Annotated in this window: 9 protein-coding genes, 1 tRNA gene and 1 pseudogene; 8 read left to right on the top strand and 3 right to left on the bottom strand. The window is 69.8% G+C overall.

Features of this window, described 5'->3' with window-relative positions:
• The first annotated feature begins 41 nt into the window (after window positions 1–41).
• The 3 genes from JT362_RS31425 to JT362_RS31415 are packed head-to-tail and all read left to right on the top strand — an operon-like array spanning window position 42 to window position 2,862.
• Window positions 42–869 (top strand): PaaX family transcriptional regulator, encoded by an 828-nt coding sequence (locus JT362_RS31425; RefSeq protein WP_260195504.1) that lies wholly within the window; start codon window positions 42–44, stop codon window positions 867–869.
• Window positions 866–1,681, top strand: a complete 816-nt coding sequence (locus JT362_RS31420) for a tryptophan 2,3-dioxygenase (protein WP_260195503.1) — start codon at window positions 866–868, stop codon at window positions 1,679–1,681. The genes JT362_RS31425 and JT362_RS31420 overlap by 4 nt, the downstream gene beginning before the upstream one ends.
• Complete coding sequence (locus JT362_RS31415; protein ID WP_260195501.1) at window positions 1,678–2,862, top strand: kynureninase/PvdN C-terminal domain-containing protein; 1,185 nt, start codon at window positions 1,678–1,680, stop codon at window positions 2,860–2,862. The genes JT362_RS31420 and JT362_RS31415 overlap by 4 nt, the downstream gene beginning before the upstream one ends.
• 4 nt (window positions 2,863–2,866) lie before the next feature.
• Here JT362_RS31415 and JT362_RS31410 read toward each other — a convergent pair whose 3' ends face one another.
• Entirely contained in the window at window positions 2,867–3,424 is a 558-nt protein-coding gene (locus JT362_RS31410; RefSeq protein ID WP_260195500.1) for a snapalysin family zinc-dependent metalloprotease, read from the bottom strand.
• Between the two features lie 176 nt (window positions 3,425–3,600).
• On the opposite strand from JT362_RS31410, the gene cmk reads away from it, so the two are divergent.
• The 4 genes from cmk (at window position 3,601) to JT362_RS31390 (ending at window position 6,512) form a co-directional block, all read left to right on the top strand.
• Complete coding sequence (gene cmk / locus JT362_RS31405; RefSeq protein WP_260195499.1) at window positions 3,601–4,320, top strand: (d)CMP kinase; 720 nt, start codon at window positions 3,601–3,603, stop codon at window positions 4,318–4,320.
• On the top strand, window positions 4,317–4,958 hold the full coding sequence (locus tag JT362_RS31400; protein ID WP_260195498.1) for a lysophospholipid acyltransferase family protein: 642 nt from the start codon (window positions 4,317–4,319) through the stop codon (window positions 4,956–4,958). Before cmk ends, JT362_RS31400 begins: the two co-directional genes overlap by 4 nt.
• Before the next feature lie 15 nt (window positions 4,959–4,973).
• On the top strand, window positions 4,974–6,386 hold the full coding sequence (gene der / locus JT362_RS31395; protein ID WP_260195497.1) for a ribosome biogenesis GTPase Der: 1,413 nt from the start codon (window positions 4,974–4,976) through the stop codon (window positions 6,384–6,386).
• 52 nt (window positions 6,387–6,438) lie between these two features.
• Window positions 6,439–6,512 (top strand) — tRNA-Pro (locus JT362_RS31390).
• Between the two features lie 450 nt (window positions 6,513–6,962).
• Here the strand turns inward: JT362_RS31390 and JT362_RS31385 are convergent.
• A complete protein-coding gene (locus tag JT362_RS31385; protein WP_260195495.1) occupies window positions 6,963–8,204 on the bottom strand; it encodes a tyrosine-type recombinase/integrase in 1,242 nt (413 codons plus the stop codon).
• A 146-nt stretch (window positions 8,205–8,350) separates the two neighbouring features.
• Window positions 8,351–8,665 (bottom strand): helix-turn-helix domain-containing protein, encoded by a 315-nt coding sequence (locus JT362_RS35695; protein ID WP_375546585.1) that lies wholly within the window; start codon window positions 8,663–8,665, stop codon window positions 8,351–8,353.
• Window positions 8,666–9,023: 358 nt separating this feature from the next.
• On the opposite strand from JT362_RS35695, the pseudogene JT362_RS31380 reads away from it, so the two are divergent.
• A pseudogene (locus JT362_RS31380) lies at window positions 9,024–9,991 on the top strand (IS30 family transposase).
• The last annotated feature ends 542 nt before the right edge of the window (window positions 9,992–10,533 follow it).

Below are 10,533 nucleotides of genomic sequence, written 5' to 3'. Positions count from 1 at the left end.
TTACGGTTGACCCCGCTGAGGCGTCAACTATGCTCGACACCATGTCCGACCTGCTGCGCGGCTTCGAGCCGGCCCCGCAGGACCTCGTGCTGACGCTGCTCGGCTCGTGCCTCGAGCCGCGCGCCGGCCGCGCGGTCTGGTCCGGTGGCCTGGTCCGGCTGCTGGGCGAGTTCGGCTTCTCCCCGGGCGCCGCGCGGGTCGCGCTCAACCGCCTGGTCGCCCGCGACCTGCTCGCCCGCACCCGCGACGGCCGGCACGTGCACTACGTGCTCACCCCCCGCTCGGTCGCCGTCCTCGCCGAGGGCGACCGGCGCATCTTCACCCTCGGCGACGGCCCCCGCCTGGAGACCACCTGGACCGTGCTGTGGCACGCGATCCCCGACACCCGCCGCCTCGCCCGCACCCGCCTCGTGCGGCGGCTGCGGTTCCTCGGCTTCGGACCCGTGCAGGACGGCACCTGGCTCGCCCCGCACGACCGCGAGCACCAGGTCGCGAAGCTCCTCGCCGAGCACCAGGTCACCGAACACGCCGGCGTCCTGCTCGGCCGCCCGGCCACGTCCGTCGACTTCGCCGCGTTCGTCGGCCGCGTCTGGGACCTCGCCGGCCTGTCCGCCCGGTACGAGTCCTTCGTGGACCGGTTCCACGACGCCACCGCCCGCGACGACCGCGAGGCGCTGCTACTGCGCACCCGCCTGGTGCACACCTTCCGCGAGTTCCCGTTCCACGACCCCGAGCTGCCCGAGGACCTGGTGCCCCCGCCCCGGCACCGCGTCGAGGCGCTCACCCTGTTCCACGACCGGTACCCCGCGCTGGCCGACGCCGCCCGGCGCCACTTCGACACCGCCACATCAGTGAGGTTGAGGACATGACAGACCCCGCGGCAGATCCACTGGCCGACCAGCACGCGGCACTGACCTACACCTCCTACCTCGCGCTGGAAGAGGTCCTGGACGCGCAACGGCCGCGCTCCGACGAGCACGACGAGATGCTGTTCATCGTCATCCACCAGGTGTACGAGCTGTGGTTCAAGCAGTTCCTGCACGAGCTGGAACACCTGCAACGCAAGCTGGAGAAGATCGACACCGCGCACTCGGTGCGGACCCTGCGCCGCGTGCTCACCATCCTCAAGGTCGTGGTCGCCCAGATCGACGTGCTGGAGACCATGACCCCGCGCCAGTTCACCAGCTTCCGCACCAGGCTCGACGCCGCGAGCGGCTTCCAGTCCGGCCAGTTCCGCGAGATCGAGGCCGTGCTCGGCCGCCGCGACCGGCGCGCGTTCCAGCACTACCCGGAGGGCAGCGAGGCGCGCGAGCGGATCAGCGCGGCCATGTCCCGGCGCACGCTGTTCGACTCGTTCCTGCACTACCTCGCCGGCAGCGGCTACGACGTCCCGGCCGAGCACCTGGAGCGCGACGTGCGCGAGCCGTGGACGGAGTCCGAAGCGGTGCAACGGATCCTGGTGCAGGTCTACCACGACGACGCCGGACCGTCCACAGTGGCCGATCTGCTCGTCGACCTCGACGAGGGCATGCAGGAATGGCGCTACCGGCACGTGAAGATGGTCGAGCGGACCATCGGCGCCAAGGCCGGCACCGGCGGCTCCGCGGGCGCCAAGTACCTGCGCACCACGCTGTTCCATGCCGTGTTCCCCGACCTCTGGGCCGTCCGGAGCGAACTGTGACCACCCTGGACTCGTTGCGCGCGTCGCCGAACGCCCTGGCCGAGCACTACGCCCGGTTCCGCGTCGCCGACCGGCTCCTGCTCACCGGCCACTCGCACCAGGCGTGGCCCGACCTCGCGCTGGCCGGTCAGGTCGACGCGGTCACCGACGCGGCCGAGGCGGTGGACCGCAAGTGGGAGCTCGCGTTCGCCAAGGCCGACCGGCTGCGCGCCGGATACCGCGCCCTGCTCGACGACCCGGACGCCGACATCGCGCTCGCCCCGTCCACCCACGACCTCGTCGTCCGGTTCCTGTCCGCCCTCGACCTGCGGCGCAGGCCGCGGCTGGTGACCTCCGACGGCGAGTTCCACACACTGCGCCGCCAGCTCGCCCGGCTCGCCGAGGAGGGCGTCGAGGTCGTCCGGGTGGCCGCGTCCCCGGCCGACACGCTGGCCGAGCGCCTCGCCGCCCAGGTCGACGACCGCACCGCCGCGGTGCTGGTGTCGTCGGTGCTGTTCGGCACCTCGCGGATCGTGCCGAACCTGCGCGTGCTGGCCGACGCGTGCGCGCGCGTCGGCGCGGAACTGCTCGTCGACGCCTACCACGCGCTCGGCGTCGTGCCGACCTCCGTACGCGACCAGGGTCTGACGTCGGCCTGGATCACCGGCGGCGGCTACAAGTACCTGCAGCTGGGGGAGGGCAACTGCTTCCTGCGCCTCCCGCCGCACGCCGCCACGCTGCGCCCGGTCGTCACCGGCTGGTTCGCCGAGTTCGAGGACCTGGCGGCCGAGGCTTCCGGCCTGGTCGGCTACGCACCGGGCGGCGACCGCTTCGCCGGCTCGACCTACGACCCGACCAGCCACTACCGGGCCGCCCGCGTGCTGGACTTCTTCGCCGAGCAGGGGCTCACCCCCGCGTTCCTGCGCGAGGTGTCACTGCACCAGACCACGTTGCTCGCCGACCGATTCGACGCGCTCGACGCGCCGCCGGACGTGATCACCCGCGACCGCTCCGCGCCGAGGACGTCCTACGGCGGTTTCCTCGCACTGCGCTCACCCGTGGCCGGCGAACTCCAGCGCAAGCTCGCCGAGCGCGGCGTGCTGACCGACAGCCGGGGCGAGTACCTGCGGTTCGGCCCCGCCCCGTACCTGTCGGACCAGCAGCTCGACCAGGCGATCGCCACGCTCGGCTCGCTGCTGTAGATCCTCAGTCGAGCCAGCCGACCACCACGAGCTCACGCTCCGCCGGCGCCGGCGCGTTCGCGTAGTTGTCCTCCACCCACGCGGCCTCCCGCGCGTCCGGGTTCGGGTTCGTGCAGGAAGTGCCGGCCGAACTGCCGGACATCAGGCTCGAGCACGGACCTGGCTTCATGTCCGGCAGCCCCAGGATGTGCCCGAACTCGTGCGAGGCGATCCGCACGACCGAGTACCCCTGGTCGACGGCCTGCCGGCCCATCCAGACCGTGCCGCTGCCGCCGGGGAACACCGGGCCGAGCGTGGCCCTCGGCCACCCGTCGTCGGCGACCACCCGCACGTCCGCGCGGGTGCCCGGCGCGGCCCGCTCGATCCGGACGTTGCTCACCGAGTCGTTCCAGATCGCCACGCCCTCGGCGACCGCGTCGACGAACTCGCCCGCGCGGCTGTCGTCGTAGGTGATCGTGACCGCCGCCACGTGCACGTCGGCGGCCGCGGTGGAACCGCCCACCACCCCGCCGACCAGCGCCAATACGAAGGCGACCATGACGGTGACCGTGCGTCTGAACATCGTTACCTCCTGTCATTGCCCCTCGTTCGGATGCTAGGGCGCAGGTCAGGGCGGTGAGACCCGCTGATCGTGGGGTGTTGGGGCGTCACCAGTTGCCAGCTACCGGGTCCCGTCCGTCGTGCCGGGAGCGCACCAGGCACAATGGAGAAGGGCAGGTCGGACCGGAGGAGGACGCGGTGGTTGAGGGCGAGCTGCGTGGCGTGATCGCGCTGGACGGCCCGTCGGGAACCGGGAAGTCCACGGTGGCGCGCCGGCTGGCGACCCTGCTCGGCGCCGGCTACCTCGACACGGGCGCCATGTTCCGCGCCGTCACCCTGGCCGTGCTGCGCGCCGGCGTCGACCCGACCGACGAGGTCGAGGTCACCCGCGTCGCGGAAGGTGTCGACCTGCGGATGAGCACCGACCCGGCCGACCAGGACGTCCGGCTCGGCGACGACACGGTCAACGCCGAGATCCGCGGCCAGGCGGTCACCCTGGCGGTGTCCGCCGTGTCGGCCGTGCCGAGGGTGCGCGAGCTGCTCAAACTGCACCAGTGGCGGATCGTCGACGAGGCGTGCGCCGGGCGCGGCGGCATCGTGGTCGAAGGACGCGACATCGGCACCGCGATCGTGCCCGACGCGCCGCTCAAGGTGTTCCTCACCGCGTCCGCCGACGCCAGGGCACGCCGCCGGACCAGCCAGGACGCCGCCGAGGGCCGAAAGTCCACTCTGGACGCAACGAGGGCCGACGTCGAACGCCGCGACGGCCTGGACTCCTCTCGCGCCGCGTCGCCCCTGCGTCCCGCCGAGGACGCGGTCTGGCTGGACACCACCGACCTGGACGTCGAAGGCGTGCTGGACCGGATCCTGGGTCTGGTCGACGAACGCGGCCTGCGTGGCGTGGCCGCCGGCTGGTGACGACGACCCTGCCGGACGGCGCCGTCCCGTGGCTGCACGATCTCGGCCGGGGTATCGCCCGCTGGTTGTACCGCCCGGCATACCGGATCCGCGTGGTCGGCTTGTCCCGCGTTCCCCGTACCGGCCCCGTCGTGCTGGTGGCGAACCACAGCTCCCTGATCGAGCCCCAGGTGATCTTCGGAATGCTGCCGAGGCGCGCGGTGTTCCTGGTGAAGAGCGAACTCGCCACTGGTCCGCTCGGTCGAGGACTGCGGTGGATCGGCCAGCTGACCGTCCACCGCGGCACCCCCGACCGCCAGGCCCTGTCGACCGCGGTGCGCCTGCTCCGCGACGGTGCCGTGATCGGCGTGTTCCCCGAAGGCACCAGGGGAGCGGGCGACGTGTCGCACGCCGAACAGGGCGCCGCGTGGCTGGTTCGCGCGTCGGGGGCCGTGGTCCTGCCCGTGGCGACGCGTGGCACGCTCCGGCCCGCCGGGGCGCGACGCCGGTTCCGCCCTAAGCTGGACGTACTGGTCGGCGAGCCGTTCGAACTGACCGTCCAGCGTGGACGGGCGGGCCTGGCCGAGGCGACGGAGGAACTCCGCAAGCGCCTGGCCGACCTGGTGCGTGATTTGGACGAACAGCGCGACGCTGTGTGATGAGAAGTGACGGACATGACTGAGCTGGATGGCACCTGGTCCGAGGAGACCGAGTGGACCGCCGTCGACGAGGAGTTCGGCCACCCCGACGAGGACGGCGGCGAGCCTCCCCAGCCGGTGCTGGCCGTCGTCGGTCGACCGAATGTCGGAAAGTCGACCCTGGTCAACCGCATAATCGGCCGCAGAGAGGCGGTAGTCCAGGACAAACCGGGCGTCACCAGAGACCGGGTAGCCTACGACGCCCTCTGGTCCGGCCGCAGATTCACCGTGGTCGACACCGGCGGCTGGGACCCCAAGGCGGAAGGCCTCCAGGCCTCGGTGACCGAACAGGCCGAACTGGCGATGATGACCGCCGACGCCGTGCTCCTGGTGGTCGACGCCACCGTAGGCGCCACCACCACCGACGAGGCGGCCGCCAGGGTCCTCCGCCGCTCCAAGAAGCCGGTCCTCCTGGCCGCCAACAAGGTGGACGACGACCGCCTCCTGGCCGACACGGCGGCGTTGTGGTCCCTGGGCCTTGGCGAACCCCACCCCGTCAGCGCCCTACACGGCCGCAGCTCCGGCGACCTGTTGGACGCCGTCCTGCACGCCCTCCCCACCACTCCCCGCGAGGTTCTCGGAGAGTCCCGAGGCCCCCGCCGCGTGGCGCTGGTCGGCAAGCCCAACGTGGGCAAGAGCAGCCTCCTCAACCGCCTGACCGGCGAAACCAGGGCGGTGGTGGACGCCGCCGCCGGCACCACCGTCGACCCCGTCGACTCCCTGGTGGACCTCGACGGCGAGACCTGGCGCTTCGTGGACACCGCCGGCCTGCGCAAACGCGTGAAGACGGCGAGCGGCATGGAGTACTACGCGTCCCTGCGCACGAGAGCGGCCATCGAGGCGGCCGAGGTGGCCATCGTCCTCCTGGACGCGTCCGAGCCCATCTCCGAACAGGACCTGCGGGTCCTCACCATGGTCGTCGACGCGGGCCGCGCGTGCGTCCTGGCGTTCAACAAATGGGACCTGGTGGACGAGGACCGACGCCACCAACTCACCAGAGAACTCGACCGAGGCCTCGTGCGGCTCCCGTGGGCCGAACGCATCAACGTGTCCGCGCTGACCGGAAGGTCCGTTCGCAAACTGGCCCCCGCCCTGCGGACCGCGCTGACGTCGTGGGACCAGCGTGTGCCCACCGGTCATCTCAACTCCTGGTTGGCGGACCTGGTCGCCGCGACCCCACCGCCCGTGCGGTCCGGCAAGCAGCCGAAGGTCCTGTTCGCCACGCAGGCCCAGACCAGGCCACCGACTCTGGTCCTCTTCACCAGCGGTTTCCTGGAGGCCGGCTACCGCCGCTTCATCGAACGACGCTTCCGCGAGGAGTTCGGCTTCACCGGCAGCCCGGTCCGCATCTCGGTCCGCGTCCGCGAGAAGCGCCCCCGCAAGAGCTGACGATCGGACTGCGCTAAGCTAGCCCCGCACCCCGTGATGGTGGGGGTGTGACCGGGCTGTGGCGCAGTTTGGTAGCGCACTTGACTGGGGGTCAAGGGGTCGCAGGTTCAAATCCTGTCAGCCCGACGGTCGTGATGGGCCCGCTGGTTCTGGATGTTTGTCCAGGTCAGCGGGCCTTTTTGCTGTCCGCGACTCGATCTTGCTGGACTGTCTACAGTGGTCTGAATGAAGATCAACAGGGGGTAGAAGGAGAAAATAAGGAGACGATCATGGTCTGGCTTTGACCAACGGCCATGTGGGGTCGCCTTACAGGCTCTCCTCCGTCATCCGGGCTCAACGGACGTCATCGGTGGTTGACCGCTGCTGGAGTGGGCCCGGTTTCGGCCGGTTGGTGGTGGTTGCGCCCGGCTGACAGCGGCGTGAGCGGGTCGATGATTGGTTTGGGCAGCTGGGGCGCGGTCTGGCCGGTTCGTCGCGGTAGGTCGCCTGCGGAAGACGGCGTGTCGGTGGGGATGCCGCAGCGAGGGAAGGCCGCCATCTCCTTATGAGAGGTGGCGGCCGTGTGCTGGGGTGGTGTCAGGCGGTCAGGTTAATCGCGGGGATGGTCGCGGCGGGTAGTGCGAGTCGGGTGAGCCGCTCGGCGCCGTGTTCGGCGCCTGTCGTGGTGGTGTTGTCGGTGAGGGTGTGGAGTGCGGTGGTCCACCGGCGTTGGAGGGCGTCGATGAGCCGGGTTTCGACTTCGGGTGCGACGTGGGAGTAGATGTGCTCGATCTTGTCCGGTATGCGGTGTCCGAGGCGCCGGGCTTGGGCGACGTCGGGGATGCCGTCGGCGATGAGCCAGGTTTTGTGGCTGTGGCGGAACCCGTGGAAGACCAGTCCGGGCAGGACGGGGTGGACCCGGATGCGGGGTCGGGCGCGGTGGTGGTTGCCGTCGGCCGCCGGGCGCATCGCCCGGCGGGCGAAGTTCGACCGGCGGAGTAGCTCCCCATCGCCGGTGACGAACACGTGCGGATGGCCATGGCCGTCCAGGTGCGTCCGGAGAAGGCCCACGAGGAACGGTGGGAGGGTGATGGTGCGGGCGGATTCAGCGGTCTTGGGTGGGCCGAGCTCGAGCCGCCCGTTCACCTCGTGCAGTGCGCCGGTGTGGGGGTCGATGACGATGGCCGCGTCGTCGAGGTGGAGGTTGTGCCGGCGGAGCCCGGCGAGTTCGCCCCACCGGGCGCCGGTCCACGCGGCGGTGATCATCAGCACGGCGGCCCAGTCCCCGACCAGCGCCGCGGCCTGCGCGGCGACGCCGAGGGCCTGTTCTGGAGTGGCCCAGACCCGCTCTGTGCGCACCTCGTGCCGACGCTTCCCGCGGCGGCGGGGCTGGATCGGGTTGGCGGCGATGAGGCGTTCGTCGGCGGCGTCGGCCAGCATCATCGACATGACCTTGACGATCGTGACCACGGTAGCCTGGGCGTAGCCCTCGGCGCGCAGTTTCTTGCCCCAGGTGTGCACGGCCAGCCCGGAGATCGCGTCCAACCGGGTGTCGCCCCAGCGGGCGAGGATGTGGTTTTTCACGAGGCTGCGGTACTGGGCCTCGGTGGTCGCGGCCACGTCGAGCGCGTCGAACCAGGCGATCGACCACTCCGCCACGGTCAGCTTCCCGCCGTCGGGGTCGAGGAACTGGCCGCGGCGCTGGTCGGCTTCGATCTCGTCCGCCTTGTGCTCGGCCGCTGTTTTCGAGGTGAACCCGGAGATGGTGCCGAACCCGCCGTCGTCTTTCGGGTAGCGCACCCGCCACAGGTTCTTTCCGCTCTTCTCGACAAAAGCCATGATTGAACACCCCTTGGTGTGGTGTGAATTTGACGGACACATGGACGCTCCGTGTTCGTCAAATGTCAAGCGAAGCGCGAATAATCGTCCCCAATGGATTATGTTAAGGGCGAATCGCGGAACGTTTCTGAGGAAGCCACGTGTTTTTAGGGTGTGTCGCCTTCGGCGATCGTCTCGATATCGGCGCGGGAGAACCGCAAGTGCTTACCGACGAACCGGCACGGTACCGCTCGTGCCGCGGCTTTGCGCCGCAACCATGACGGACGCACCTGCAACAACGCCGCCGCCTGCTCGGCGGTATAGAGAAGAGGCTCCTCAGCGACACGGGCCCGAGCGCTCCCGGGCCTGTTCGCCCCGTGCGCTGCATCGTCGTCGGGAGGGCCAGCTGGCAGAGGTCGAGTGATGTCTCTGCGCGATCGCCGCCCGCCCCCCCGACTTCTCCGCCTTGGCCGGGGCGACATCGTGTTCGGATCCAGCGGGCATGGCCGCGCCGGGTTCCAGTACCTGGTCGGGCCGCGCAGACGGCAGATGACGCTGAGGGCGGCGAATGGCAAGGTGTCCACGGCGGACGCGATCTGGACGAGTCACGGTGTCTCCAAGCTGCTCGATCTAGCGGTGACACCCCTGAACTCCGAAAAACAGGCCCGCAGGGGACAACCGACCGCCAACTTTCCCTCCACCAGCTGTGACCCTGCCAAGCCGGGCGTAGAACAAGAAGCCACTGATCTGCAGCCTCACGGCCGTGCAGCCGGTGGGTTCAGGCGGTCGTAGCATTTGATCTTGGTGTTCGGTGGGGAAGGATTCCCTGTCGTGCGCAGGATGTTGACCTTGGCTGATCGGGAGGAGATCTCCCGGGGGTTGGCTGAGTCGTTGGAGTTCAAGGACATCGCGGTCCGGATTGGTCGTGATGCCTCGGTCGTGTCGCGGGAGGTGGCTCGTCACGGCGGGCGTGGTCGATATCGGGCTGTGGAGGCGGAGCGGGCGGCGGGAGCGGCTCGATCACGGCCGAAGCCGATGGCGGTGGCACGGTGCCCGCGGTTGCTGGCCAGGGTGATCGAGTGGCTGCGTCGGGGCTGGTCACCGGCGTCGATCGCGGGGCGGGTGGCATGTGATCTTGGCGGGCGGGACGCTTGCCGGGTGAGTCACGAAGCGATCTACCAGTGGGTCTATGCCCAACCGGTGGCCACGTTGCGCCGCGAACTTGTCGCGCTGCGCTCGGGCCGCACCGAGCGCAGGGGACCTCGTCCGGCTCCGGCGCCGCGTATCCGCGAGCCCCGCTACCTCGATGAACGTCCCGCCGAGGTGGAGGGCCGCGCGGTGCCCGGGCACTGGGAAGGCGACTTGATCATCGGCAAGGGTGGCAAGACGGCGGTGGCGAGCCTGGTCGAGCGGACCAGCCGGTTCCTGATCCTGGTCCCGCTGACCGGGCGTGACTCGTTGACGGTCAGCGAGGCGATCATCGCCGCCGTCGACCTACTGCCTGTGTTGATCAAACGTTCGTTGACCTGGGATTGCGGGTCGGAGATGGCTCTACACAAGGACATCACCGCGACAGGCCTGCCGGTGTACTTCGCCCACCCACACTCACCGTGGGAACGCGGCAGCAACGAGAACCTCAACCGCATCGTCCGCGAGTTCCTCCCCAAGGCGTCACCATCCCGAGCGACCCCCGCTACCTGGCCGCCATCGCCGCCGAGATCAACGACCGACCCCGTAAGATCCATGCCTGGAAGAAACCGAGCGAAGTATTCACCGTACTCCTCGAATCAGATGCTTCCACCGCCTGAACTCGCCGCCCCCTGCGGTCTTGGCACACGCCGCCAGGGGGCATCGAACCCCCATACCCGCTGGTCAAGAGCCAGCGGACGGTCATGCCGTTCGATGCCGCGACGTGTCGCTGCGTACCGTTTTCGCAGGTAGTTGGCGTTCGCGGTTGTCGGTGGATATCTGCATGTGCCGGTCCGGGTCGTCGCCGTGAAGCACCCAAGGAGCACCCCGCCGCGCTATCGGCCGCGATATCGCCGTGCGTAGGTTCGAATCACCGGCGGGAGTACCAAAGGATGGGAACAGGGCTGACCAGGGGATCTGCACCGGCAGCCTAGTAGTGGAGGCGCGATTCGCGCTGTGACACATCGCGGGACGGGCGTGTCGTGGGGCGGCGTGGCTAGGTTCTCGGGCTGTCCGACCGGGACCAGTCGTTGCCGGAGAACTGGTTCGTCGTTTCACGAACATCCGCACGTGCCGACGAGCGTGCGTTCATCGGAGAGACACCAAGCATGTGAGGGGTCGTGGTCGGTAGTGGCCCAGATGTGCGGTGTGGTTGTAGCCG

It is taken from the genome of Actinophytocola gossypii (assembly GCF_025165815.1).
GTDB lineage: Bacteria > Actinomycetota > Actinomycetes > Mycobacteriales > Pseudonocardiaceae > Actinophytocola > Actinophytocola gossypii.
Note: the sequence above shows the minus strand (reverse complement) of the source record. Positions and strands in the feature narration are given on the sequence as shown.

What these genes read in the sequence shown, in the direction of transcription:
- der (WP_260195497.1), top strand. Translation starts at nt 4,974, where the DNA reads ATGACTGAGCTGGATGGCACCTGGTCCGAGGAGACCGAGTGGACCGCC.
- JT362_RS35695 (WP_375546585.1), bottom strand. Translation starts at nt 8,665, where the DNA reads ATGTCGCCCCGGCCAAGGCGGAGAAGTCGGGGGGGCGGGCGGCGATCG.
- JT362_RS31410 (WP_260195500.1), bottom strand. Translation starts at nt 3,424, where the DNA reads ATGTTCAGACGCACGGTCACCGTCATGGTCGCCTTCGTATTGGCGCTG.
- JT362_RS31425 (WP_260195504.1), top strand. Translation starts at nt 42, where the DNA reads ATGTCCGACCTGCTGCGCGGCTTCGAGCCGGCCCCGCAGGACCTCGTG.
- JT362_RS31385 (WP_260195495.1), bottom strand. Translation starts at nt 8,204, where the DNA reads ATGGCTTTTGTCGAGAAGAGCGGAAAGAACCTGTGGCGGGTGCGCTAC.
- JT362_RS31420 (WP_260195503.1), top strand. Translation starts at nt 866, where the DNA reads ATGACAGACCCCGCGGCAGATCCACTGGCCGACCAGCACGCGGCACTG.